General features: G+C 66.4%; 24 protein-coding genes and 1 tRNA gene. 11 read left to right on the top strand and 14 right to left on the bottom strand.

Features of this window, described 5'->3' with window-relative positions:
• Positions 1-3: 3 nt before the first annotated feature.
• Genes LPZ50_RS00420 through LPZ50_RS00450 form a run of 7 tightly spaced genes read right to left on the bottom strand, consistent with a single transcriptional unit; the run spans position 4 to position 7624 of the window.
• The gene (locus LPZ50_RS00420; protein WP_230656322.1) at positions 4-912 is read right to left on the bottom strand and encodes a MurR/RpiR family transcriptional regulator; all 909 of its coding nucleotides are present in this window, start codon (positions 910-912) and stop codon (positions 4-6) included.
• Positions 909-1892 (bottom strand): ABC transporter ATP-binding protein, encoded by a 984-nt coding sequence (locus LPZ50_RS00425; RefSeq protein WP_230656325.1) that lies wholly within the window; start codon positions 1890-1892, stop codon positions 909-911. The genes LPZ50_RS00420 and LPZ50_RS00425 overlap by 4 nt, the downstream gene beginning before the upstream one ends.
• Positions 1889-2896 carry an ABC transporter ATP-binding protein gene (locus tag LPZ50_RS00430; protein WP_230656328.1) on the bottom strand — a complete coding sequence of 336 codons (1008 nt, stop codon included), beginning with the start codon at positions 2894-2896 and terminating at the stop codon, positions 1889-1891. Before LPZ50_RS00430 ends, LPZ50_RS00425 begins: the two co-directional genes overlap by 4 nt.
• Positions 2897-2898: 2 nt before the next feature.
• Positions 2899-3768 (bottom strand): ABC transporter permease, encoded by an 870-nt coding sequence (locus tag LPZ50_RS00435; RefSeq protein WP_230656331.1) that lies wholly within the window; start codon positions 3766-3768, stop codon positions 2899-2901.
• Position 3769: 1 nt separating this feature from the next.
• Entirely contained in the window at positions 3770-4711 is a 942-nt protein-coding gene (locus LPZ50_RS00440; protein WP_230656334.1) for an ABC transporter permease, read from the bottom strand.
• 31 nt (positions 4712-4742) lie between these two features.
• On the bottom strand, positions 4743-6302 hold the full coding sequence (locus LPZ50_RS00445) for an ABC transporter substrate-binding protein (RefSeq protein ID WP_230656337.1): 1560 nt from the start codon (positions 6300-6302) through the stop codon (positions 4743-4745).
• Between the two features lie 38 nt (positions 6303-6340).
• Positions 6341-7624 (bottom strand): amino acid deaminase, encoded by a 1284-nt coding sequence (locus tag LPZ50_RS00450; RefSeq protein ID WP_230656338.1) that lies wholly within the window; start codon positions 7622-7624, stop codon positions 6341-6343.
• A 196-nt stretch (positions 7625-7820) separates the two neighbouring features.
• Here LPZ50_RS00450 and LPZ50_RS00455 point away from each other — a divergent pair, with 196 nt between their 5' ends.
• The 3 genes from LPZ50_RS00455 (at position 7821) to LPZ50_RS25360 (ending at position 11053) form a co-directional block, all read left to right on the top strand.
• The gene (locus LPZ50_RS00455) at positions 7821-9161 is read left to right on the top strand and encodes a replication-associated recombination protein A (protein ID WP_230656341.1); all 1341 of its coding nucleotides are present in this window, start codon (positions 7821-7823) and stop codon (positions 9159-9161) included.
• 44 nt (positions 9162-9205) lie between these two features.
• On the top strand, positions 9206-10552 hold the full coding sequence (gene serS, locus LPZ50_RS00460; protein ID WP_230656344.1) for a serine--tRNA ligase: 1347 nt from the start codon (positions 9206-9208) through the stop codon (positions 10550-10552).
• 252 nt (positions 10553-10804) lie between these two features.
• A complete protein-coding gene (locus LPZ50_RS25360; RefSeq protein ID WP_329957625.1) occupies positions 10805-11053 on the top strand; it encodes a hypothetical protein in 249 nt (82 codons plus the stop codon).
• Positions 11054-11249: 196 nt separating this feature from the next.
• On the opposite strand, the gene LPZ50_RS00470 is transcribed toward LPZ50_RS25360, so the two are convergent.
• On the bottom strand, positions 11250-11564 hold the full coding sequence (locus LPZ50_RS00470; RefSeq protein ID WP_230656350.1) for a virulence factor: 315 nt from the start codon (positions 11562-11564) through the stop codon (positions 11250-11252).
• Between the two features lie 326 nt (positions 11565-11890).
• On the opposite strand from LPZ50_RS00470, the gene LPZ50_RS00475 reads away from it, so the two are divergent.
• On the top strand, positions 11891-12088 hold the full coding sequence (locus LPZ50_RS00475; protein WP_230656353.1) for a hypothetical protein: 198 nt from the start codon (positions 11891-11893) through the stop codon (positions 12086-12088).
• 22 nt (positions 12089-12110) lie between these two features.
• Here the strand turns inward: LPZ50_RS00475 and LPZ50_RS00480 are convergent, their stop codons facing one another.
• Positions 12111-12830, bottom strand: coding sequence for a glutathione S-transferase family protein (locus LPZ50_RS00480; RefSeq protein WP_230656355.1), 720 nt, complete (start codon positions 12828-12830; stop codon positions 12111-12113).
• Positions 12831-12934: 104 nt separating this feature from the next.
• On the opposite strand from LPZ50_RS00480, the gene LPZ50_RS00485 reads away from it, so the two are divergent.
• Complete coding sequence (locus LPZ50_RS00485) at positions 12935-13522, top strand: TetR/AcrR family transcriptional regulator (RefSeq protein WP_230656358.1); 588 nt, start codon at positions 12935-12937, stop codon at positions 13520-13522.
• A gap of 15 nt (positions 13523-13537) precedes the next feature.
• On the opposite strand, the gene LPZ50_RS00490 is transcribed toward LPZ50_RS00485, so the two are convergent.
• Positions 13538-14227, bottom strand: coding sequence for a MarC family NAAT transporter (locus LPZ50_RS00490; protein ID WP_268903108.1), 690 nt, complete (start codon positions 14225-14227; stop codon positions 13538-13540).
• 139 nt (positions 14228-14366) lie between these two features.
• Between LPZ50_RS00490 and chrA the strand changes: the two genes are divergently transcribed.
• Positions 14367-15575, top strand: coding sequence for a chromate efflux transporter (chrA, locus tag LPZ50_RS00495; RefSeq protein ID WP_230656361.1), 1209 nt, complete (start codon positions 14367-14369; stop codon positions 15573-15575).
• Positions 15576-15588: 13 nt separating this feature from the next.
• Here the strand turns inward: chrA and LPZ50_RS00500 are convergent, their stop codons facing one another.
• A complete protein-coding gene (locus LPZ50_RS00500; RefSeq protein ID WP_230656364.1) occupies positions 15589-16962 on the bottom strand; it encodes a HAMP domain-containing sensor histidine kinase in 1374 nt (457 codons plus the stop codon).
• 17 nt (positions 16963-16979) lie between these two features.
• A complete protein-coding gene (locus LPZ50_RS00505) occupies positions 16980-17687 on the bottom strand; it encodes a response regulator transcription factor (RefSeq protein ID WP_230656366.1) in 708 nt (235 codons plus the stop codon).
• A 145-nt stretch (positions 17688-17832) separates the two neighbouring features.
• On the opposite strand from LPZ50_RS00505, the gene LPZ50_RS00510 reads away from it, so the two are divergent.
• Complete coding sequence (locus LPZ50_RS00510; protein WP_230656367.1) at positions 17833-18276, top strand: MarR family transcriptional regulator; 444 nt, start codon at positions 17833-17835, stop codon at positions 18274-18276.
• A 167-nt stretch (positions 18277-18443) separates the two neighbouring features.
• Positions 18444-19178 (top strand): hypothetical protein, encoded by a 735-nt coding sequence (locus LPZ50_RS00515; RefSeq protein ID WP_230656372.1) that lies wholly within the window; start codon positions 18444-18446, stop codon positions 19176-19178.
• 60 nt (positions 19179-19238) lie between these two features.
• On the opposite strand, the gene LPZ50_RS00520 is transcribed toward LPZ50_RS00515, so the two are convergent.
• Positions 19239-19329: transfer RNA gene (locus tag LPZ50_RS00520), tRNA-Ser, on the bottom strand.
• 311 nt (positions 19330-19640) lie between these two features.
• Between LPZ50_RS00520 and LPZ50_RS00525 the strand changes: the two genes are divergently transcribed.
• Genes LPZ50_RS00525 through LPZ50_RS00535 form a run of 3 tightly spaced genes read left to right on the top strand, consistent with a single transcriptional unit; the run spans position 19641 to position 22469 of the window.
• Complete coding sequence (locus tag LPZ50_RS00525; RefSeq protein WP_230656375.1) at positions 19641-20423, top strand: 3-hydroxybutyrate dehydrogenase; 783 nt, start codon at positions 19641-19643, stop codon at positions 20421-20423.
• Positions 20424-20461: 38 nt separating this feature from the next.
• Positions 20462-21232 (top strand): peroxide stress protein YaaA, encoded by a 771-nt coding sequence (gene yaaA / locus LPZ50_RS00530; protein ID WP_230656378.1) that lies wholly within the window; start codon positions 20462-20464, stop codon positions 21230-21232.
• Positions 21233-21248: 16 nt separating this feature from the next.
• Complete coding sequence (locus LPZ50_RS00535; protein WP_230656381.1) at positions 21249-22469, top strand: MFS transporter; 1221 nt, start codon at positions 21249-21251, stop codon at positions 22467-22469.
• A 25-nt stretch (positions 22470-22494) separates the two neighbouring features.
• Here the strand turns inward: LPZ50_RS00535 and LPZ50_RS00540 are convergent, their stop codons facing one another.
• On the bottom strand, positions 22495-24714 hold the full coding sequence (locus tag LPZ50_RS00540) for an FUSC family protein (protein WP_230656384.1): 2220 nt from the start codon (positions 24712-24714) through the stop codon (positions 22495-22497).
• Between the last annotated feature and the right edge of the window lie 446 nt (positions 24715-25160).

Here is a 25160-nt window from a genome sequence, read left to right on the forward strand (position 1 = left end):
GGCTCAGTCTCCCAGCGGCAGGCGGTTGGGGCCGCCGCGGTATTCGTCCAGGGCGAGCTTGATGCGGCGCAGCCGTTCCTGCGTGTCTTCCTGGCGGGCCAGCGCCAGTTCGGTGGCCAGGATGTCGATGGCCAGCAGCATGGCATAGCGCGACGACGAAGGCTTGTAGATGAAGTCGGTCTCGGCCGTGCGAATGGGCAGCACTACGTCGGCCAGTTCGGCCAGGGGCGATGCCGGGTCGGTCAGCGTGACCATGCGCGCGCCGTACTGCTTGACGATGCGCGCGCCCGCCAGGATCTCGGGTGTAAGGCCGGATGTGGACAGCACCACCACCACGTCGCGTTCGTCGAGCGTGGCGGCCACCATGCGCAGCAGCACCGCATCGCTGTAGGCGGCCACGGCGTAGCCCAGCCGCACCAGGCGCGACTGCAGTTCCTGCGAGAGCACGGCCGACGCGCCGCCCATGCCGAATACATAGGTCATGCGGGCATCGCGCACGATCCCCGCGGCGCGCTCGAACAGCGTTTCGGAAAACAGCGGCAGGTGCTCGCGCAGCGTGGCTTCGATGTCGGCGTACAGGCGGGCGTAGAAGGTGCTTTCTTCCGGAGTGGAAGGGTCCAGGAACCGTTCGCCCACGGCGCTGGCCTGCGCCAGTTTCAGTTTCAGGTCGCGCGTGTCGTCGCAGCCCACCGAGCGCGCGAAGCGCGAAATCGTGGCGATGCTGACGCCGGCCTTCTGTGCCAACAGGTCCACCGTGGCGCCGGCGGCGGCCGCGATGTCGTCCAGGATGGCATCGGCCACCTTGCGTTCGGTGGCGCTCAGCGCATCGCGGCGGCTGCGGATCTGGTACACGATGTCGCGCGGCGTGAACATGCCGTCGGCGGCGTCGTGCGGATTGCGGGAAATGGTCATGGGGTGATCTCGTCCAAACGCACACAGGCCGCGTGATGCCCGCCGCCCAGGTCGCGCGGGCCGGGCACGGCGCCGGCGCAGATTTCAGCGGCATGGGGGCAGCGCGTGCGGAACACGCAGCCGGATGGCGGATTCACGGGGCTGGGAATCTCGCCCTTGAGCAGAATACGCGAACGCGGCGCGCGCGGATCGGGCACCGGCGCGGCCGACAGCAGGGCCTGGGTGTAGGGGTGGCGCGGCGCATCGTAGACGCGCCGCGTGGGCCCGCGTTCCATGACGCGGCCCAGATACATCACCACCACTTCGTCGCACAGGTAGTCGACCACGGCCAGGTCGTGCGCCACGAACAGCATGGCCAGGCCCAGGTCGCGCTGCAGGTCCTGCAGCAGGTTCAGCACCTGGGCCTGCACCGAGACGTCCAGCGCGGACACGGGCTCGTCGGCCACGATGAAATCGGGCTCCACGGCCAGCGCCCGGGCAATGCCGATGCGCTGGCGCTGGCCGCCCGAGAACTCATGCGGATAGCGGCGCCGGTGGTCGGCGTCCAAGCCCACGCGTTCCAGCAGTTCGGCGATGCGGGCCTCGCGCCGCTGCCGCGCCAGGCCATGCGTGTCCAGGGCTTCGCCCAGGATCTCGGCCACCGTCATGCGCGGGTTCAGGCTGGCGTACGGGTCCTGGAACACGATCTGCATGCGCCGGCGCCAGGGCAGCATGCGCGCTTCGTTCAGATCGGTGATGTCGGTGCCATCGAACACGATGCGTCCCGCGGTGGGAGAGAACAGGCGCAGCAAGGCGCGGCCGGTGGTGGTCTTGCCTGATCCGGATTCGCCCACCAGCCCCACGATGGTGCGGCGCGGCACGTCGAAGCTGACGTCCTCGACCGCGCGCACGACTTGCCCGCGCCGTGCGGCGCCGGTAGGGAAGTGCACGGTCAGGCCCTGCACGCGCACCAGGGGTTCTGCGGAAACGGCGTGGGTCATTGGGGCGTTACCTTGATGCAGCGGGCCAGGTGGGCGTCGCGCACCGCGGCCAGTTCCGGAACCGCGTGCGTGCAGGCGGCTTCGGCCAGCGGACAGCGCGGCGCGAAGGTACAGCCGGGCGGCAAGGCCAGCACGCTGGGCACGTTGCCGGGAATGGGCTGCAGCCGCTGGCGCGATGCCAGCAGGGCGGCGGTGGGAATGCACGACAGCAGGCCGCGCGTGTAGGGGTGGGTGGGGCGGTCGAAGAGTTCGTGTACGCCGGCGTCTTCCACCACGCGGCCGGCGTACATCACGGCCACGCGGTGGGCGATTTCCGCCACCACGCCCAGGTTGTGCGTGACGAACAGGATGCTCATGCCCGATTCGGCCTGCAGCCGGCGCAGCAGGTCCAGTATCTGCGCCTGCACCGTCACGTCCAGCGCGGTGGTGGGTTCGTCGGCGATCAACACCGAGGGGTTGCAGGCCAGCGCCAGGGCGATCATGACGCGCTGGCGCATGCCGCCCGACATCTGGTGGGGGTATTCGTGCAGGCGGCGGTCGGCCGCCGGGATCTCGACCCGCTCCAGCATGTGGCGCGCGCGCTGCAGGGCGGCCGCGCGCGAGCCGCCTTCGTGCTGCAGCACCGCCTCGGCGATCTGGTCGCCCACGGTGTACAGCGGGTTCAGGCTGGTCATGGGTTCCTGGAAGATCATGGCGATCTCGGCGCCGCGGATGCGGCGCAGCGTGGCCGCCGGCGCGCGCGCCAAGTCATGTTCGATGCCCGCGCGGTCGCGGAAGCGGATGCTGCCCGCCTCGATACGCCCGGCGGGCTTGGGCAGCAAGCCCATGATGGACAGGCTGGTTACCGATTTGCCCGAACCCGATTCCCCCACGATGGCCAGCGTTTCGCCGCGCGCCAGTTCGAAGGTGACGCCGTCCACGGACTTGGCCACGCCGTCGCGGCTGTGAAACCAGGTTTGCAGGCCGTCCACGGCCAGGATGATGTCGCGTTGGCTTGCGGGCATGTCTACAGTTCCTTGCGCAGGCGCGGGTCCAGTACGTCGCGCAGCCCGTCGCCCACCAGCTGCAGCGATAGCACCGACAGCACGATGGCAACGCCGGGGAACACCATGATCCAGTCGGCCTTGCCCATGTACTGCTGGCCGGCGTTGATCATGGTGCCCCAGGTGGGAATGTCGGGCGATACGCCCACCCCCAGGAACGACAGCCCGGCCTCGGCCAGGATGGCGTAGGCGAAGATGAACGTGCCCTGCACCAAGATAGGCGACACCAGGTTGCGCAGCACATGCACGGTGACGATGCGGCGGGTAGGCACGCCCAGCGCGCGGGCGGCCTCCACGAATGGCAGCTCGCGGATCACCAGCGTGGACGCGCGCACGATGCGCGCCAGGCGCGGCGCGTACACAATGCCCAGCGCAATCACCACATTCATCAGCGATGGCCCCAGCGCCGCCACCAGCGCGATCGCCAGCAGGATGTCGGGAAAAGCCATCATGGCGTCGATCACGCGCGACACTACCTTGTCGGCGCCGCGGAAGAAGCCCGCGATCAGGCCCAGCGCAATGCCCAGCACGCCCGACAGCACCACCACCAGGAAGCCCACGGCCAGCGACAGGCGGCCGCCGTGGATGACGCGGCTGAAGACATCGCGGCCGAAGTCGTCGGTGCCGAACCAGTGAGCGGCGCCGGGCGCCTGCAGGCGGTTCATGATGGACAGCTTGTAGGGGTCGAACGGGCTGATCCAGGGCGCCAGCGCGGCGGCGGCCACCAGCACGCCCAGCACCACCAGGCTGATCAGTACCGTCTTGCGCGCCACCAGCAGGCGCAGCACCTGCCAGCGCTCGGCGCCCGCGGTGGAAGTTATTGCAATGGCCATATCAGTAGCGCACCCGTGGATCGACCAGCAGGTACAACAGGTCGATGAAAAGATTGATCAGTACGTAGATCGCCGCAATGACCAGCAGCGCGCCCTGGATGACGGGGTAATCCCGCCGCAGCACGGCCGATACCACCAGGCTGCCCACGCCGGGCAGCCCGAACACGGTTTCGGTGACCACCGCGCCGCTGACCAGCAGGGCGGTGGTCAGCCCCAGCACCGTCAGGATGGGAATCAGCGCATTGCGGGCCGCGTGCTTCAGGATGACCTTGCGTTCCGGCAGGCCCTTGGCGCGCGCCGTGCGCACGTAATCGTCGCGTAGTACGTCCAGCATGCTGGCGCGGATGAAGCGCGTGATCAGCGCCGAGTTCACCAGGCCCAGCACCACGGCGGGCAATATCAGGTGCGACAGGCGCGTGGCGATGCTGGCGTCCGGACCGCCGTAGCCGGCCACGGGCAGCCAGCCCAGTTTCACCGAGAAGATCTGCATCAGCAGCAGGCCCAGCCAGAAACTGGGCACGCTGGACGTGAACATCGAGAAGGTCACCACCGACTGGTCCAGCGCCGTGCCGCGCCGCACGGCCGACAGAATGCCGACGGGCAGCGCAATGGCGCTGGCGATGGCCAGCGACATCAGCGTCAGCCAGAATGTGGGTTCGGCGCGGTCGGCCAGGGCGGCGGTGACGGGCTTGTCCAGGAAAATGGACTGGCCCAGGTCGCCGCGCGCCAGTTGTCCCAGCCAGGACGCGTACTGCACCAGCAGGGGCTGGTCCAGCCCCAGTTGCGCGCGCAGACCCTCGATATCCTGCTGGCTGGCCTGCGGGCCCAGCATGACCGCCGCCGGGTCGCCCGGCGTCAGGCGCAGGATCACGAACACGATGGTGGCCACGATGAACATCACCGCCACCAGGCCCACCAGGCGATTCAACAAATAGCGCAGCACGGTCGCATCCTTTCAACTGGGCGCGCAAGCGCTACTTGGCGGTTTTCCAGGCATTCCAGAAGTAAGGCCAGGGCGCGGGCTGCACGCCCTGCAGGGCCGGGGATTTGGCTGCCAGCGAGTTGAAGTCGCCCACCTTGATGAAGGGCACTTCGTCGAACACCGCCTGCTGCACGTCGGCCCAGCGCTTGGTGCGCTCTTCAGGTGTGCGCGCCTGGTTGAAAGCGTCCAGCACCTGGTTGCGGCGCGGCGTGTCCCACCAGCCGGGCGCGTCCTTCGAGGGGAAGTCGATCAGCGCGGGCTCGGGCAGGAATGGGCTGTGCGTAATGAAGATGTCCCACAGGGCCGGGTCCTGGCGGCGCTGCGTCAGCGTGGCCCAGTCCACTACCTGCATGTCCACCTTGAAGCCGGCTGCCTTCAGGTATTCGGCCGCTACCAGCGCCATCTTGTAGTGGAACTCGTATTGCTGGCTGGTCAGGATGCGCAGGGTGCGGTCCTGTATTCCGGCCTCGTCCAGCAGTTTCTTGGCACCTTCCACGTCGCCCTGGTTATAGACCTTGCCGCCCAGTTCAGTGGCCCACGGGAAGCCCTTGGGGTACAGGTCGGCGTTCAGGGCGTAGAAGTCTTTGTTGCCGAAGGCGGCATACAACATGTCTTCTTCGTTCAGCGCGCGCTGCACCGCCTGGCGGGCGGGCAGGCTGGACATGATGCCCTGGCGGGTGTTCAGCACCAGGCGGGGCCAGCCGAAGGGCTTGAGCAGCATTGGATCCGAGCGGCCATTCTTCAGCTTGTCGATGGATTCCACCGGCAGCGCATCCACATAATCGTACTGGCCCGCCGCCGCGCTTTCCACGCGGGTATTGGCGTTGCTGACCGGGGCGAAGCGGATCTCGTCCAGGTACTGCTTGCGCGCGCCGCCATAGCCATCGGGTTCGCCGGCGCGCGGCTGGTAGCCATCGAAGCGCACCAGCTGGATATATTGGTCGGGCACGCGCGCTTTCAGTTGATACGGGCCGGTACCCACGAATTCCTTCAGCGGCACGGCCAGTTTTTCCTGCGGCATGACCACGGCGGCGCTGTTGTTCATGGCCAGCAGCGCGGTCAGCGGCGCGTAGGGCTGCTTCAGCACGATGCGTACCGTGTGCGCGTCGGGGGCCTCGATGCCGGCAATCAGCTTGGCGGCCTGCTTGCCGCGCGAGGCGGTCTCGGTCCAGCGCTTCAGGGATGCCACCACGTCGGCGGAATCCATGGCCGACCCATCATGGAAGGTAATGCCCTGGCGCAGGGCGATGGTGTAAGTGAGCCCGTCGCCGCTGATGTCCGGCAGTTTCTCGGCCAGTAGCGGCGTGGTGTTCCACTTGGCGTCGAAGGTGTATAGCGTTTCGAAGATGTGCTGCGTCAGAATGCCCACCAGGTCGGCCGTGCTGGCCATGGGGTCCAGCGTGGGCGGTTCGCCTATCGTGGCCACCACTGCGGTGCCGCCCTTGGCCGGCGCGGCGGCCGTTGCCGCGGCCGACAGCGCCGACAGGCCGATCAGGCCGGCGGCCAGCAGGGTCCGCATTGCGCCGTGATGCCGGGAAGTACAGAAGTTCATGAGTCCGTCTCCAGGAAGGGTCAACCACACGCCGTGGCTTAGAAAAAGGTGGATGCCACGCCCGTGATCCGGTACTGCTCGTCCACCAGCAAGACCTGGCGCCACTTATCGAAGGTCAGGCAGGGATGCGAAATGTCGAAGGCGATCATGTCGCCCACCTGGATGTCGTCGCCGGGGTCGATGTCCAGGAAGGCGTGCTGGTCCATCATGGCGCTCAGCTTCCAGTGAGGAGGCGCGGGCAGCGGCGCGGCGCTGCCCGGGCGATAGTGCACGCCAGGGGCCGGCAGGCCGGCGTCGAAAGCGGCGTCGCGCTTGCCCAGCGCCACGATGGCGCGGCGGCTTTCCGGCACCGACTGCACGTAGGCCCATACTTGCAGCGCGGGCTGCAGGCCGGGCTCCAGGCGCTGGGCCACGGGGTTGTGCGCGGCGATGCGCTCGGCCGCGCTGCGATAAATGCCCACGTCGTGCGACAGGTAACAACCCGGGCGCAACACAATATCCAGCGGCGCGCCGATGTCCAGGCCGGCGAATTCCTCGGCGACCACGTCGAACCAGGCAGACCCCGCTCCGGTGAGCAGCGCGGCGCCGTCCTGGCGCAGCCGTCCGCCGGCGGCCAGGGCGCGCAGGGTATGGGTGGCGCGCCGCAGGAAGCCGCGGATGGCGTCTTCGTCCTGCAGCACGCCTTCGTAGACTTCTACGCCAGCCAGCGCCAGGGCCTCGGGCCAGCGCGCCAGTTCCGCCAGCAGAGCCTGCAGTTGCGCGTCGTCGCGTATGCCGGTGCGGCCGCCGGCCACGCCCAGTTCTATCAGCACGGGCAGGCGCAGCCCCTGTTCGGCGAAGTAGGCCCCCAGTTGCGCCGCATTGGCGGGTGAATCGACCAGACAGTAAAAAGAGAAGGACGGGTCGCGCAGCAGGTCGGCCACGATGGCCATATTGGCGCGGCCCACCAGTTGGTTGGCCATCAGCACGCGGCGCACTCCGTGCCGGTACGCGGCCCGCGTCTGGGGCGCGGTGGCCAGGGTGATGCCCCAGGCGCCGCCCGCCAATTGCCGCTGGAACAATACCGGGCTCATGGTGGTTTTGCCATGCGGGGCCAGCTTCACGCCGTATTCCTGCATGAAGCGCTGCATCCACTGCAGGTTGTGCTGCATGCGCGCCTCGTACAGCACCGCCGCGGGCAGGCTGACGTCTTCATGCAGCAGGTTCCAGTGCAGGTCCGCCACCCGCGCGGCCGGCCAGTCGGGCAGGAACGCGCCCAGGCCCTTGCCATCCAGGTCCAGGGGTCTGCCGATGCCGGCCGAAGTAAGCGGAGAGGTCTCCATTGGGATGGCCTTATGAAAAAAATTACCGTAATTTTCTATTGTCATGATTATTATGAAAATAATTTACAGACGGCACCTGGGATTTTCCCGTAGAAGCAAGTGCCGGCGGCTTGCCGCGGCCGGCCCGCCGGGGCATGGTGTAATGGCTGCTTTGGCCGCTGTTGCGGCCGGTTGTTAGGTTGTTATTTCCGTCGCCATGAGCAACGATCTGTTCGCCGCCGATCCCGCGCACCGGCCCTACGTGCCGCTGGCCGAACGCCTGCGGCCGCGCACGCTGTCCGACGTGGTGGGGCAGTCGCATCTGCTGGGGCCCGACAAACCGCTGAAGGTCGCATTCGACTCGGGCCGACCGCATTCCATGATTTTCTGGGGCCCGCCCGGCGTGGGCAAAACCACCCTGGCCCGTCTGATGGCCGATGGCTTCGACGCGCAATTCATCGCCATTTCGGCGGTATTGGGCGGCGTGAAAGACATACGCGATGCCGTGGTCACGGCGCAGGTGGCGCAGGGGCAGGGCCGCCGCACCATTCTGTTCGTGGACGAGGTGCACCGCTTCAACAAGGCCCAGCAGGACGCGTTCCTTCCCTACGTGGAAAGCGGGCTGTTCACGTTCATCGGCGCCACGACCGAGAACCCGTCTTTCGAGGTGAATTCGGCGCTGTTGTCGCGGGCGCGGGTCTACGTGCTGCAATCGCTCAGCGCCGAAGAGCTGCAGCAACTGGTCGACCGTGCCGTCGATGCCCTGAACGAAGGCCGCGAAGCCGCCGACCTGGTCAGCTTCCAGCCCGACGCGCGCGAACAACTGGCGGCCTGGGCCGACGGCGATGCGCGCCGCCTGATCAGCGCCGTGGAAGTGGTGGCAGAATCGGCCCAGTCCGCCGGCCGCCACGAGATCGACGCCGCCTGGCTGGAAACCTCGCTGTCGCAGAACCTGCGCCGCTTCGACAAGGGCGGCGACGCGTTCTATGACCAGATCAGCGCCTTGCACAAGGCGGTGCGCGGGTCGGACCCGGACGCCTCGCTGTACTGGCTGGCCCGCATGCTGGATGGTGGCGCCGACCCCAAATACCTGGCGCGGCGCCTGGTCCGCATGGCCATCGAAGACATCGGCCTGGCCGACCCCCGCGCCACCGAACTGGCCATCAGCGGCGCCGACATCTACGAACGCCTGGGCTCGCCGGAAGGCGAACTGGCTTTGGCGCAAGCCGTGGTCTACATGGCCTGCGCCGCCAAGTCCAACGCCGTGTACAACGCCTACAACGCCGCCCGCAAGTTCGCCGCCGAACATGGCAGTGCGCCCGTGCCCATGCATTTGCGCAATGCGCCCACCAAGCTGATGAAGCAGCTGGGCCATGGCCATGCCTACCGCTACGCCCACGACGAACCGCATGGCTATGCCGCGGGTGAAGATTATTTCCCCGATGGCGTGAAGGCTTCGTTCTACCGGCCGACCGATCGCGGCCTGGAGGCTAAAATCCAGCAAAAGCTGGCGTTCCTGCGCGAACTCGATGCCCAGGAACGCGCCAAGCAGCGGTAGCCGCCCGTGCCCGCCGCGTCCCGTCAACCTCAACCCTGCCGCCCATGCTAGACCCGATACTGCTGCGCAAAGACCTGCAAACCGTCGTAGACCGCCTGAAAACCCGTGGCGTCGAATTCGACACTCAACGGTTCAACGAACTGGAATCCCGCCGCAAGGCCGTCCAGACCGAAACCGAATCCCTGCAGGCGCGCCGCAATGCGCTGGCCAAGCAGATCGGCCAATTGAAATCGCAGGGGCAGGACGCCTCTGCCGTGCTGGCTGAATCGCAGGCCATTCCCGCCCGCCTGAAGCAGCTGGAAGACGAACTGGCCGACGTGCAGCAGTCGCTGAACGACTGGCTGATGTCCATTCCCAACCTGCCGCACGCCAGTGTGCCTGCGGGCGCATCGGCCGACGACAACGTCGAGGTGCGGCGCTGGCTGCCCGGCCAGCCTGGCGCCGACGGCAACCCGCCGCCGCTGCCTTTCGAAGCCAAAGACCACGTTGCTCTGGGCGAACCGCTGGGCCTGGATTTCGATACCGCGGCCAAGCTGTCGGGCGCGCGTTTCTCGTTCATGCGCGGCCCCATTGCCCGCCTGCACCGCGCCCTGGCGCAGTTCATGCTGGACCTCCAAACCGGCCAGCACGGCTACACCGAGTGCTACACGCCCTACATCGTCAACAGTTCCACGCTGTATGGCACGGGGCAACTGCCCAAGTTCAAAGACGATATGTTCTTCGTCGCCAAGGGCGGCGACGACGACGCCCCCAAGGTCGACGAGCGCGGCAACGTGCTGGCGCGCGAAGACCAGTACCTTATTTCCACGTCTGAGATCACCCTGACCAGCGTGGCGCGCGACAGCATCATTGCCGCCGCCGACTTGCCCTTGCGCCTGACCGCGCATACTCCCTGCTTCCGTTCCGAGGCCGGCAGCGGCGGGCGCGACACGCGCGGCATGATCCGCCAGCACCAGTTCGACAAGGTCGAGATGGTGCAGATCACCCACCCCGAATCGTCCTACCAGGTGCTGGAAGACATGGTGGGCCACGCCGAACACGTGCTGCAACTGCTGGAACTTCCGTATCGCGTCATGCTGCTGTGCACCGGCGACATGGGGTTTGGCGCGGCCAAGACCTACGACCTGGAAGTGTGGCTGCCGGCCCAGGACACCTGGCGCGAGATTTCGTCCGTATCGAACTGCGAAACCTTCCAGGCGCGCCGCATGCAGGCCCGGTTCCGGCCGGCCCAGGGCAAGCCCGAGTACGTGCACACCCTGAACGGTTCCGGCCTGGCCGTGGGCCGTGCCCTGGTGGCCGTGCTGGAAAACCACCAGCAGGCCGACGGCAGCATCGTGGTGCCCAAGGTGCTTCAGCCCTACATGGGCGGCCTGACGCTGCTGCAACCCTGATCGCCGCCCGGGTGTCGCCGGCTCTGGGGCCGGATGCCTGCAAAAAAACGGAGCCCTCGCGGCTCCGTTTTTTTGCCTGGAATGGGCGGCCGCCATATTGGTGTCTTATTCGCCGGATATGCTGGCGGTCATTCCCCGGTCTTTGATGTCAGCAAATGTGTTCGCGTAAAAAAGGGCCGCATCTTTAGGGCACAATATGCGCGGCACGCCGTTGGCGGTTTGTATGTCAATGAATCGGGGAGATTGCTCAACATGAATTCCAGGATGATCGGTGATTTTCGGGTGCGTTGCGACGTCGTTGAAGACGAATCGCACGGTTTCCGCGTACGGATCTGGACCCGCCGCATTGGCGGAAACGCACCCGAGAAAAGCTGGCTCGTGCCGGGCCAGCAACCGTTCCAGACACGCGCCGAAGCCGAGCAGATCAGTCTGCAAGTGTGCGAAGGCATTAACGGAGTGCGATTCAATGGTGAACCCGAGTTCGCGCACGCGTCCGCATAACGGCTGGTGGCGTGCCCCCAGCGCGCCGCGGCGCCTGCCTGACCCCGTGCCGGCCCATCGCCGGCCCGCGCAAAGCTGATTTGCCTGGAGGGGGGAGGGCCTTTGGGCCGTCCAATAAAAAAGCTGCCGGTGGTCTGGCAGCCTGAAGCTTGCTGGGCGGCGTCGCGCCGCCCGTGCACCGGAGCTTTACCGCGGCCTAGTCGTCATGGCGGCGGCCGTGCTTCCAGTGCTTCTTGTGATGGTGGTGGTGCCCCTTGTAGTGGCGGTCATAGCGGCCACCGTAGTAATACACCGGGGCCGGCCGTACGTAGCGCGGGCGGTACACCGGCGCGGGGTGGTAATACACCGGCGGGGGCGGCGCCACGTATACCGGGTGCGGCGCCACATATACCGGTGCGGGGTACACCACGCCCGGAATGCCTATAGATACGCCGATATCGACGCGTGCCATGGCTGCGCTGGAAAGCAGCAGCCCCGCGGCTCCGATTCCGGCTATGAACCATTTTTTCATGTGCACCTGCCTTGCTGCGCAAGCAGCCGAGTTGAAATAACGGGCTTATTGTCGGCGTTTTCCCCCACCATATCGTGAGCGAAGCTGCTGCAATGGCGACAATCCGCAACAGGAAGGCCAGGCATCGGGACACGCAGTGCTGCGATGCGGTATTTTCTTTTGGCAGGACGATTTAGCGGGCCGTAATCCACTGAAATACGATCACGCTCGTTCCTCCAATCGTGACGGGTTACATTCCCATACCATCGCCGCGGCGCTTGCGGCATAGCCGCAACGGCCCAGGAGCCGCAATCCAGCGCCGGGGCGTTTGTCGATATACTTTCGCCATGCAAACGAAACTTCACGACCTCAAGCCTGGGTACTACTGGTACACCATGGCCAATGATCCCCTGGCCGTCATTCATATTCACGATGACGGCGGTGCCACGCTCATGGGCACCGATTTCCGCATGGAAGCCGAAGGGGTGGCCGACATGATCCAGCAGGGCGAACGCTTTTTCTGGATCGACCCCCCCACGCTGTAAAAACCTGCGGCGGCGCGCCGGCTCAGCCGCGCGCCCAGTTCGCCAGGTCTGGGTAGTTCGACGGAAACAGCGCCCGCTTGGTTTCTTCGTCGTTGGTCCGCTTGAACTCGTGCCGCGTGCCGGCTTGGCGCGCGCGTGCCGCCGCCGGGCGGGCATCGATGGCCTGGAACCAGCGCTTGATATTCGGATATGCTGCCAGCGGGTCCGATTCGCCCTTCATGACCCGGGACGCCCGGTCCAGCCAGCCCCAGCCCGACATATCGGCAATGGTATAGCCCTTGCCCACGATGTAGTCGCGGCCGGCCAGATGCGTGTCCAGCACCCGGTAATGGCGCTCGGCTTCGCGGCGGTACCGATTCACCGCATAATCATTGCCTTCCGGCGCGGCAAACTGGAAATGCACCGACTGCCCCGAGAACGGCCCCAGGCCGGTACCCAGGAAAAACAGCCAGGACAGCAGTTCGGCGCGGTCGGCCGGGCCGCCGGCGAACTGGCCGGTTTTTTCGGCCAGGTACAGCAGAATGGCGCTGGAATCGAACACCCGCACTTCGCTGCCCCCGGGCCCGTCGGTATCTACAATGGCGGGCACTTTGCCGTTCGGATTAATGGTACGGAACGACTCGGCGTGCTGCTCGCCCTTGCTGGTGTCAACGGGCACCACCTCGTAAGCCAGCCCAGCTTCTTCCAGGAACAGGGCAACCTTGGCCGGATTCGGGGTGGGGTGGTAATAAAGACGGATCATCGCGGGGCCTCCATGCAGGGTGGTAAATTGTTCTAGATCATCTGATCTAGAATACGCCAGTGAAGCCGGCACGGCAACATGCCTGCCCTTGAAAGGACAACATCATGGCCAGGCCACGAGAATTCGATGAAACAGCGGTGCTGGACGCGGCCGTCGGGTGTTTCTGGGCCCGCGGATACGAGGCGACCTCGGTGCGCGAACTCGCCACCAGCATGGGGATTACCGGCGCCAGCCTGTACAACGCCTTTGGCGACAAGCGCTCGCTATACCGGCGGGCGTTGTACCACTACGTTGAAAACAGCTTCAGCGCACGCGTCCGGCGCGTGGCGGGATTGCCGCCACGCGAGGCCCTGGCGGCCTTTTTTGCCGACATCGTCGACCGCTCGCTGGCCGACCCGCAACGCAAAGGGTGCATGTTGGTGAATTCCGCCATGGAAGTGGCGCCGCACGATGCGGAGTTCCAGGCCACGGTGGTGGACGTGCTGGGCCGCATCGAGCAGTTCTTCCTGGGCTGCGTCGGCGCGGGCCAGCAAGCCGGCACCATCACCCGCGGGCAGCCGGCCGAAGACCTGGCCCGCATGCTGCTGAGCGTGCTGATGGGGGTGCGGGTCATGGCGCGGGCCCGGCCCGATCGCGGGCTGCTGGAAGGCATGGTGCGTCCGGCACTGGGCCTGCTGGATCCGCCCGCTTGAATGTGTGCCGCGAACTCAGGCCGGCAGGGCTTTGCCGGCCAGTTCAAAAATGCCGTCGATGCCGAACTGCACGCCCATGCATACAAGCAGGAAGCCCATGATGCGCGACACGGCGTCGATACCGGATTCGCCCAGCACGCGTATGACGCTTTCGGCGCTGCGCAGGCAGATCCAGAACGCCAGCGCCACCAGCGCCGTGACGGTAAACACCACCAGGTGGTGCATGAGCGACAGGCCGCCGCTTTCGTACAGGGTCGACGTGCCGCTGATGATCAGCGCGATCGTACCCGGCCCGGCGGTACCCGGCAGCGCCAGCGGAATGAATGAGATATCGCGCGGCTTGGCGCGCTGTCCGGCCTTGGTGCCGGGAGATTCCGGCGCCATGTCCATTTGCGCCGCCGCCTCGGTATTGGTGGTGTCCGGGAACAGCATATTGAAGCCGATGTAGGCGACGATCAGGCCGCCCGCGATGCGCAGCCCGGGAATGGAGATGCCGAAGCTCGACATGATGGCGGCGCCGGCATAGAAGCACACCAGAATGATGGCCGCCACGTAAAGCGAGGCCCGGTTGACTTGGCGGTTGCGTTCTTCTCGGGTATAGCCGCGGCTTAGCGCCAGCAGCAGTGTGACGCTGGTGAGGGGGTTGGCCACGGGCAGCAGGGCCACCAGGCTGAGCCCGACCAGCTTCAAGTATTCGAATATCAAGCGGCTTCTCCGGATGCGGTGCGTGGCTTGCCGTCGGTGCGGGCGTGCCGCTAAGGGCGCGCGCCAACTATCGTAGCACCAGCCATTCGCTGTCATGCGGCGTCGGCTACTATCGCGGCGTTTCTTCATCGAGCCGACCATGGACGAATCTTCCGCCCGCCCGGGGCGTGTCTGGCCAGTGTTCCTGGCTTTCCTGCGCCTGGGGCTGACATCTTTCGGCGGGCCGGTTGCGCACCTGGGGTATTTTCACACCGAGTTCGTGGTCCGGCGGCACTGGCTGGGCGAGCGCGCCTATGCCGACCTAGTGGCCCTGTGCCAGTTCCTGCCCGGCCCGGCCAGCAGCCAGGTGGGCATGGCCTTGGGACTGGGCCGGGCAGGCTACGCGGGGGCGCTGGCCGCGTGGGCGGGTTTTACGCTGCCTTCCGCCATTGCCATGATCCTGTTTGCGCTTGGGCTGTCGCGCCATGGCGAGCTGTTTTCCCCAAGCGTTCTGCATGGGCTGAAGATCGCCGCCGTGGCGGTGGTGGCGCAGGCGGTCTGGGCCATGGCCCGCGGCCTGTGCACGGATGGCCCGCGTATTGCCATCATGGCCGCCGCCGCCATTGCAGCCTTGCTGGCGCCATTTGCCTGGGGGCAGGCTGCCATCTTGTTCATCGCCGGCGTGCTGGGCCTGGCGTGCATACGGCCGCCAACCGCAATGCCGCAGGCGCTTGCCCTGGCCGCCATCCCGCGCCGTGCCGGCGCTGCCTGGCTGTTGCTGTTCCCGGCGCTGCTGATCATGCTGCCCGTGCTGCACGCCGTGGTATCCAGCCCCGCGGTGGCATTGGTGGACGCGTTCTACCGCGCGGGGTCTCTGGTTTTCGGGGGCGGCCATGTGGTGTTGCCGCTGTTGCAGAACGAGGTTGTCCCACCCGGCTGGGTGGACAAGGATTTATTCCTGGCTGGCTACGGCGCGGCGCAGGCGGTGCCCGGCCCCTTGTTCACATTCGCCGCCTTCCTGGGGGCGGCGATGCAGGGCATGCCTTCTGGCTGGCTGGGGGGCATGCTGTGCCTGGCCGCGATTTTCACGCCATCGTTCCTGTTGGTGGCCGGGGCCTTGCCGTTCTGGGAAACCCTGCGCCATGCCCGCCACGCGCGGGCCGCCCTGGCCGGTATCAATGCGGCGGTGGTGGGCCTGTTGCTGGCCGCCCTGTACGATCCGATCTGGACTTCCGCCATCCTGTCGCCGCAAGACTTCGCCCTGGCGCTGCTGGCCTGGCTGGCCTTGGCGCGCTGGAAGCTGCCCCCCTGGTTGGTGGTGGTTGCCTGTGCCGCCGCCGCGGCCCTGTTGCCGCACATATCTGCATAGCGGCCGCGCCTGGCTAAACGGACCGCGGCGCGGGGTCTTGCGGGAAACGCAGGCGCGCGCGCAGGCCCGGTTCGGCATTGTGCAATTCCAGCCGGCCGCCATGCAGCCGGGCAATCGCCATCACCGTGGCCAGCCCCAATCCGTAACCCGGCACATGCTGGTGCGCGCGGTAGAAGCGTTCGCCGATGCGCGCGAGTTTCTCCGGCGGGATGCCCGGGCCATTGTCCGTGACCGTCAGGCAGGTTTCCTGCCCGCCATGCTCGATGTCGATATGGATGCGTGCCGCATCGCCGGCATACTTCAGGGCGTTGTCCACCAGCGTGGCCACGGCTCCGGCCAGCAGATCCGGGTCGCCGCGCAAGGGTGCCGCGCCGCCGTCGTGGAAGGTCAGGGTGGCGTGCTGCTCGTCGGCCACGGCTTCGTACAGTTCGGCCACATCGCGCGCAATCACATCCAGCCGCAAGGGCTCGAAATGCTTGCGGCGCGTACCCGATTCCAGTTCGGCGATCTGCAGCAGTTTCTCGGACACCTTTGCCAAGTCTTCCAGTTCGGCCGCCAGGCCGTCTACGCGGGCCCGGATGTCGGAGGGCGGGTCGCGGTCCCAGTCTATGGTGCGCAGCCGGGCCAGCATGCGCGTCAGGGGCGTGCGCAGTTGATGCGCCACGGCGTCCGACACGTTGCGTACCCCGCCCATCAGCAATTCAATGCGGTCCAGCATGCGGTTGATGTCGCTGGACAGCAGCGCGAACTCATCCTGGCGCGGGTGCGCCGGAATGCGCTGGTCCAGCGCGCCCGCGCCAATCTGCGCGGCCGTGCGGCGTATTACTTCCACGCGCCGCTGCAGAAAGCGCCGGAACAGGGCGGCGCCCAGCAGCACCAGCAGCGCGGTGACGCCGGTGGCAGCCAGGCTGACTTTCTTGATCAGGTTGGTCAGCTCGTACAGATCGCGCAGGTCGTGTCCGATGATCAGCGTAGACCCATCACGCAGCTTGCGCGCCACCAGATAGCCATGCACCGGTTGCCCCCGCAGCAGCACCGATCGCATCACGCCGCTGCCGTTCATCGGGGCGTCTATGGGGTTCCAGGCGATATTGCCCGCCAGCATCCGGCCCACCGGATCCAGCAGCATGAACATCTCGGTGTCCGTGTTGACGTGGTCAGCCATTTCCAGGGATATCTCGCGCGCCAGGCCCGCCAGCCCACCCTGCTCGAAGTGGGCGTTCAGGCGCTGCGACGTAATCTGCACCTGGCGCGAGAACTGCGCTTCCAGGATCTTCACGCTTTGCGTGTACAGGAACAGCAGCGACAGCAGCGAGGTCAGCAGCGCCAGGATGCTGTAGTTCAGGGTCAGGCGCAGGGCGGCCGAACTCCAGATGGCGCGCAGCATCCGGCCCGCCCGCCGCATCATGGGCTGGCCGCCGGGCCGGCAGCGGACGGGCCCGCCAGCCGGTAGCCCACGCCGCGTACTGTATGGATCAGCGGCAATTCCGCGTCGCCGTCGATTTTCTGGCGCAGCCGGCTGATGTGCACGTCGATGACATTGGTCTGGGGGTCGTAGTGGTAGCCCCAAACCGTGGCCAGCAACATGGTGCGGGTCAGCACCTGGCCGGCATTGTTCATCATGTATGCCAGCAGTTTGTATTCGCGCGGCTGCAGGGCAATCTGGCGGCCACCCCGCGTGACCAGTCCGCTGACCAGGTCCAGCGTCAGGTCGGCTACCGTCAGCTGACGCTGCTCGTAGCTGGGTGAGGCGCGGCGTATCAGCGCCTCGACCCGCGCCGCCAGTTCCGGAAATGCAAAGGGCTTGGTCAGGTAATCGTCGCCGCCGGCCTTCAGGCCGCGCACGCGTTCGTCCAGGGCGGTCAGGGCGCTGAGCACCAGCACCGGCGTCTTGCGGCCCAATGCCCGCAATGACCACAAAATGGACAGCCCATCCACATCGTTGGGCAGCATGCGGTCCAGGATGATGGCGTCCCAGTGCTCGGACGTGGCGCGTTGCAGCGCCGTGGTGCCGTCCATGCAGACCACGGGGTCGTATCCCAGTTCTTTCAGCCCGTTCGCAATGTAACGGGCATTGTCGGCGTCGTCTTCAACGATCAGGCAGCGCCACATGGTTACCTCTAGTCGGGCCAGGCCCATAGCGGCAAATTCTAGCGCGTAGCGGGCGCGGAGCCGGCGGAAGCTTCGGAACATTACCGATATTTAACGAACCCGTAATGCCACCCAATGCCGGGGCGTGCGTACTATCGCCAGGGTAATGAATGCACTGACGCTACCCCCTGCGCACGCCCGCGATACCGGCCCCGCACTGCAGCCGGCGGACTTCGCCCTGCTGGCGGATTTTCGCCACGAACTGCGCCGCTTCTCCTTGTTCAGCGAGGCCCAGGCGCATGCCCAGGGCCTGGCCCCGCAGCAGCATCAGGCCCTGCTTGCCATCAAGGCCAGCAGGGCGCCGCTGACCGTTACCGATCTGGCCCGCCGCCTGTGCGTCAAGTCGCACAGCGCGGCCGAGCTGGTCAGCCGGCTGGCGCAGATGGGCATGCTGGCCCGCGAGCCCGACCCCAACGACGGCCGGCGCGTGCTGCTGCGGCTGACGCCCCAGGCCGAAGGCACGCTGCAGGCCCTGTCCACCGCGCACCTGGAACAACTGCAGGGCATACGCCCGCTGCTGGCAGGCCTGCTGGAGAAGTTCGGCGGGTGAACGCCCACCAGCGGCCGGGCGGCGGGTGTCCAGGACTGCTAGAACAGGTCGAGGATCCAGTCCAGCAGCAGCAAAAGATCGTGAAGCAGTTGCATGTTTTCCGTGCCTGATGGCGGGTGCAAATCCGGTTTGCTATAAAAGTGCGTCGCAATCATTGACGATAACCCATGCACGCACCCACTCCCGCCCAGGCACTACATATCGCCCGCACCGTCGCCACGGCTCGCTATCCGGGCTTTGCCTGCGCGTTCGTCGCCGGCTCGATCCTGCGGGGGCAGGGCACCTATATGTCCGACATCGATCTGGTAGTGGTGCATGGCCGCCTGGACGCCGCCCTGCGCGAGTCCTTCCTGGCCGACGGCGTGCCGGTGGAGGCCTTTGTCCATGATCCGCAAACACTGGCCTGGTTCATCGACGATGACGTGGCGCGCGGCCGGCCCAGCTTGCTGAATATGATCGCCGAGGGCACCGCCATTGGCAATCTTGAGCAGGCCCGCGTCCTGCAGCAAGGCATTGCCCGCCGATTGCGGGCCGGGCCGCCGGCCCTGACTGCCGCGCAACTGGACGCGCTGCGCTATGAAATCACCGATGCCATCGACGACCTGCGCGGCGAACGCACTGCCGGCGAGATCATGGCCATAGGCGCCATGCTGCATCCGCGCCTGGCCGAACTCAGCCTGCGCGGGCGCGGCCGCTGGAATGGCGTTGGCAAGTGGTTGCCGAGGCTGCTGGCGCAGGCCGACGCCGCCCTGGCCGCCCGCTACCAGCAGGCATTCGATGCCTTGTTCAAGGCGGGACAGTGCGAGGCGGTGATCGCCCTGGCCGAAGCCGAACTGGCGCCCCACGGCGGCCCCCTGTTCGATGGCGACCGCCGCGTGGCGCCCGCGTCGTGGCGTGCCTAGCGGCAGGCGTCCGGACGCAACAAAGCCCCGGCATGCGGGGCTTTGCGGCTTGAATCCAATTGGCGGAGAGGGTGGGATTCGAACCCACGGTACGGGAAAACCGTACGCCTGATTTCGAGTCAGGTACATTCGACCACTCTGCCACCTCTCCGGTGTCCGTTTTTCCGTGCCGGATGGGGTTACCCGGCGGGGACGCTGCCCGCAGCGCCAGGGGCGCCGTGGTCGTCTGGCAGACGTCCGGACCTTCGCTTCCGAAAAAACGAAGACCGCAACTATATCAGAAAAAAACCCGCCATGCCCGGGGCAGGGAACAGGGCGGCCAGGGTGCCGGCGCGGGCCGCGTTCCAACCGCAAACATGTCCCCGTCGCGGGTGGGGCCTCGCCGTTTTGTCATCACCGGGGCGGCTACACTTGAGCCCCGTCTTTCATCCCGGGCGCCTACCCGATCTCAGGAGAATTCGCATGCTCAAAGGAAAAGTTGCCGTCGTCACCGGTTCCACCAGCGGCATCGGGCTGGGTATAGCCACGGCCTTTGCCCGGCAGGGCGCCGATATTGTCCTGAACGGGTTTGGCGACGCCGCTGAAATCGAGAAATTGCGCGCCGAACTGGCCAACGAGCACGGCGTGCAAGTCTTGTACGACGGTGCCGACCTGTCGCGCGGCGAGGCCGTGCGCCAATTGGTGGCCAACACCGTGCAATCGCTGGGGCGCATCGACATTCTGGTCAACAACGCCGGCATCCAGCACACGGCCTTGATTGAAGATTTTCCCGTTGAAAAATGGGACGCCATCATCGCCCTGAACCTGTCGGCCGTGTTCCACGGCAGCGCCGCCGCGCTGCCCCACATGAAGAAGCAGGGCTGGGGGCGCATTATCAACATCGCCTCGGCGCACGGGCTGGTGGGCTCGGCTTGCAAGTCGGCCTACGTGGCCGCCAAGCACGGCGTGGTGGGCCTGACCAAGGTTACCGCCCTGGAAACCGCCGGCACGGGTGTTACCGCCAACGCCATTTGCCCGGGCTGGGTGCGCACCGCCCTGGTCGAAAAACAGATCACCGCCCTGGCCGAACAGCACAACATCGACCAGGACGCCGCCGCGCGCGACCTGCTCAGCGAAAAACAGCCGTCGCTGCAGTTCGTCACGCCCGAACAATTGGGCGGCACGGCGGTCTACCTGGCCTCGGACGCGGCCGCCCAGGTTACCGGCACCACCATTTCGGTGGACGGCGGCTGGACGGCGCGCTGACCTGCGCCCCTACAAGAACAACCTAGGAACTCCGCAACATGCTGTTCTTGCTTTCTCCCGCAAAGAAGCTGGACTACGACTCGCCCGTTCATATCGAGACCCACACCCAGCCCTTGTTCGTGGACCAGGCCGCCGCGCTCATCAAGACGCTGAAAGGCTTGTCGGCATCCCAAGTGGCCGAGCTGATGAGCCTGAGCCCGGCGCTGTCCGAACTGAACGTGGCCCGCTATGCCGGCTGGACGCGCAAGTTCACCCAGCGCAATTCGCGCCAGGCCGTGCTGGCATTCAATGGCGATGTGTATGAAGGCCTGCAGGCCGGCACGCTGTCGGCCGCGCGCCTGGACTGGGCGCAAGAGCATGTCTGCATTCTCAGCGGCCTGTACGGCGTGCTGCGTCCGCTCGACCTGATGCAGCCTTATCGCCTGGAAATGGGCACCCGGCTGGCCACGTCCAAGGGCAAGAACCTGTACGACTACTGGGGTGCCAGCATCGCCGAATACCTGAACGAACGCCTGGCCGGCCAGAAATCGCCCATCGTGGTGAACCTGGCGTCGGAAGAGTATTTCAAGGCGGTGGATCTCAAGGTGCTGAATGCCCGCGTGGTGCAGTGCGTGTTCCAGGACTGGAAAAACGGCGCCTGGAAGGTCATCAGCTTCCATGCCAAGCGCGCGCGCGGGCTGATGGCGCGCTACGCCATCGAGCACAAGGTCGCCAAGCCCGAAGGCCTGCACAAGTTCGATGCCGAAGGCTATGCCTATGACGCGTCGGCTTCCAGCGCCGACAAGCTGGTGTTCCGCCGCAAGGTATAGGCCTTCAGTTTCACCCATGTCTGCCGGCCTGCGCGTTTTCCTGTTCTTTTCGCTGGGGTACCTGGTTTCGTACCTGTTCCGTGGCGTCAATATCGGCTTCGGGCCGACGCTGACGCAGGAACTGAACCTGTCGGCCGCCGACCTGGGTACGCTTACCAGCCTGTATTTCCTGGGGTTTGCGCTGCTGCAGATTCCCGCCGGCATTTTCCTGGACACCTGGGGGCCGCGGCGGGTCAACGCGCTGATGCTGTTGCTGGCCGCGGCCGGCACGCTGATCTACGGGTTGTCCGATACGCTGGGCGGGTTGATGGTGGGCCGCCTGCTGATCGGCGCGGGCGTGTGCGTGTGCCTGGGCGCGGCCTTCCAGGCCCTGGCCCAGACTTTCCCGCTGGCGCGCCTGCCCATGATCAACGGCCTGGTGATGGCCGTGGGCGGCATGGGGGGCGTGCTGGTGGGTTCGCCGCTGTCGTGGTTGCTGGAACGCAGTTCATGGCAGGCGGTCAGCATCGGCCTGGCGTTCTTTACCGTGGCCGTCTCGGCCATGATCTGGTTCGGCGCGCCGCGGGAAGCCCCGCGCCACCGCCGCGCGCCCGGCCTGGCCGAGCAGTGGCGCGGCACCTGCGCCTTGTTGCGCGACGGGCGCTACTGGAAGCTGGTGTCGCTGCCCGTGATGACGGGCGGGGCCTTCTACGGTGTGCAGTCGCTATGGGTTCGCCCTTATCTCATCGATGTCAACGGCCTGGATGCCGGCCACGCGGCGGCCCTGGTGTCGCTGATGGGCTTTGCCATGATGGCCGGCAATGTGGGGCTGGGCGCCATGGCCCGCAAGGTGGAACGCCTGGGCCTGGGTCTTTACGGCTTCGGCGGCGCCTGCATGGCGCTGTTCCTGCTGACCCAGGCGCTGATCATGGCGCGCGTGCCGGTGCCGCCCGAGCTTTTGTGGGCGGCCTATGGCGCCTTCGGGTCGGCCAATATCCTGGTCTATGCGCTGTTGGCGGGCGAGTTTCCGCCTGACCTGCTGGGCCGCGTCGCGTCCACGACCAATTTGCTGATGTTCCTGACGATTTTCCTGTGCCAGGTGGGCATAGGCTGGATCGTCGACCTGTGGCCGCGCGAAGCCGGCGTGTATCCGCCCGCCGCCCACCTTAGCGCCTGGGGCGTGGTGCTGGCGCTGCAGGTGGGCGCTGCCGTGTGGTACTTCTGGCCGCGGCGCCGCCGCACCGCGCCTGCCGCGTAACGGTGCCAGACACCGTCGCCAACCTTCAAGCCGCCGCCGCAGTGGGCCGGCTTTGCGGCGGGTCGGCCACGGCGGCCATTTCCTGGCGGATCTGCGTCGAGGCGCGCAGCATCTGCTTCAGCGGATACGCCAGCGTGGCCAATTCACCTTCGGTGTCGAACTGGCTGGGCAGCTCCGCCGGCACCGGCTGATCGCCGTCCAGCAAATCCACGATGCCCGCCAGGGCCTGCCGCATGGGTTCCGGCGTTTGCTTCAGGCCGGCCAGTATCGGTACGGCCGCAGTAATCTGCGACGCCATGATGTGATTCTGGATCAGCAGGTTGTTGAATTCCGGCACGTTCATCTGGTGCGAGCGCGGCTCGCTCATCATGCGATAGAAGGCTTCCGCATAATTGCTGAACGCAATGTGCACGTTCTTGCGCGCCAGGCGCCAGGCCAGGTCGGCTTCCTGCACGGAAGGCGTGTCGGGCGGCGGCGGCTCGCCCGCCGCCTGCGCCTGCATGGCGCGTGCGTAGCGCAGGCCGCTGCGCAGGTATTCGCGGTTGGCATTGGCGGCCGCGCGCGCCAGCGGTTTCATATAGCGCGCTTCCCACCAGGGCAGCACATAGCTGCACACCAGCGCGATCGCGCAGCCCAGCGCGGTATCCAGCGCCCGTTCGCCTATCACTTCCATGGACACGGTGCCGGGCGCCACGAAGTGGAACACCATCACCACGAACAGCGTATTGAAAATAGCGCTGGCCATGTAGTTCAGCTGCAGCAGGCTGTTGCCCATGATGCAGGCGATCAGCAGCACGGCGAACAGGGCCTCGGGCCGCGTGGTCACGTGGAACAGCAGCAGCGCCAGCATGCAGCCAATGAGCGTGCCCATCAAGCGCCAGCCATTGCGCTGGCGGGTCAGCGCGAAGCCGGGCTTCATGATGATGATGATGGTCAGCAGCACCCAGTAGCTATGCGCAGAAGATACCTGCGGCGCCGTCCATTGGCCGATCAGCCCCATGGCGATGGCGGCCGCCAGCGCCACGCGCAGCGCATAGCGGAAATACGGCGAGTCCAGCCGCAAGTTGCTGGTGATCATGCCCAGGCGCAACTCCTGGCGCGACATGAAGCGGGTCAGCGACTTGTCGATGCGCAGTTCGCTGGTCGGTTCCGCATCGGCGCGCGCCGCCGTGTGGTCGGCCAGCTTGCCGACGATGCGCGCGGCATTGCGCAGGCGGCGCAGTACCTGCACGATCAGGGCCAGCATTTCGGGTTCGCGCTCGCCCATGCCTTGCTGCTTGAACTGTTCGATTTCGTATTCGATGGCGCGCAATTCGGCCTTGGTGCTGCTGCGGTACTGCATCGGCCGGCCGCGCGACACGTCCAGCGCGACGCGGTTCAGTTCCAGCGCCATCTTGGCCAGGGCATCGCGCATGAACATCAGGCAGTCGTGGCCGGCCAGCGCGCGCCGCAGCGACGCGTAGTCGGTGTGGGTGGCCACCAGCGTGTCCAGCAATTGCAGCATGTCCACGAACATGTTCCACAGCATCACGCGCTCGCGGTCGCGATAGCCCCTGCCGCGCGGCAGGGTGCGCAGCACGATGTCGCGCGCGGCCTGGTGCTTTTCGGTCATGATGGACTGCGACTGGATCAGGGCGCGGTAGCTGTCGTCCAGGTCGGCGGTTTCGTCGTAGAAGCGGCTGCGCGCCGCCATGTAGTCGGCCGTGGCGAACAGTGCCACCGACATGGCCTGGCGTTCTTCGCGCAGCCAGAAAAACCGGCTGAAGGCCAGGCTGAAAACCAGGTAGAACAGGGCCCCGCCCAGCGTGGCGGCCGAATGCGCCAGCACCTGGCTGGGCGCCAGCGGCGAATGCATGGTCAGGGTCATGATCAGCAGGCTGGCAAAGCCGATCAGCCCGCCGCGCTTGCCGAACACTGAAAACATCGAGAACACGAAACACTGGCCGATCACCGCCAGCCACAGCAGCAACGGATAGGTGGATGCCGCGCCGGTAATGGTGACCGCGGCGGTGGCCAGCAGGGCTCCGCCCAGCATTTCGTTGGTGCGGTGCCTTTGGGGCCCGCCCGGCTGGTCGATGATGGCCAGGCATTGCGCCCCGAACGTGGCCACCAGCCCGAATCCGTATTCCCCCAGCAGGCCGCCCAGCACCAGCACGGGCAGCAGCATGCCCACCCCTTGCCGCACGCCGCCGAAGAAATAGTGGCTGTACAGAAAGCGCGGAATGCTGGCGATGCGTAGGTCCATGTCGGGCCGTTTCTTGGATGGGACCGCCCAAGTATAGAAAGATGTTGGAGGTTTGCGTGCTTGGGTCGCCTCGGTGTGCCGGGCATGGGGCCGGGCGAAGCCCGTCGGGCTCGGGCGCATGCAGGCGCCCTCGGCGCGCTCCGCGCGCTGCCCCGCCGGTCAACTCGCCCGGCCCCATGCCCGGCACACCGAGGCTGGCAACGTCGGCAATCGACGGCCTATCCGGTTCGAACCAGCGCTGGTGCAGTTTGGCGCCGCCCCCGCCCGCCCAGGGCGACGCCAAACGGGGCCAAAACGCGACAACTATCCCCTACAGGGGCCCCCGATTTGCCCCCGATGCCGCAACGCGGTAAATTTGCCACCTTGCGCCGGCCTGCCTATCCGATGCCGGCGCCCAGGCAAGCGGGGCTTCCGGGCTACATTCCGGGGGTTCCGCCCCAAGTAAT

Source organism: Bordetella petrii, from assembly GCF_020991325.1.
In the GTDB taxonomy this organism is placed as follows: domain Bacteria; phylum Pseudomonadota; class Gammaproteobacteria; order Burkholderiales; family Burkholderiaceae_B; genus Bordetella_A; species Bordetella_A petrii_E.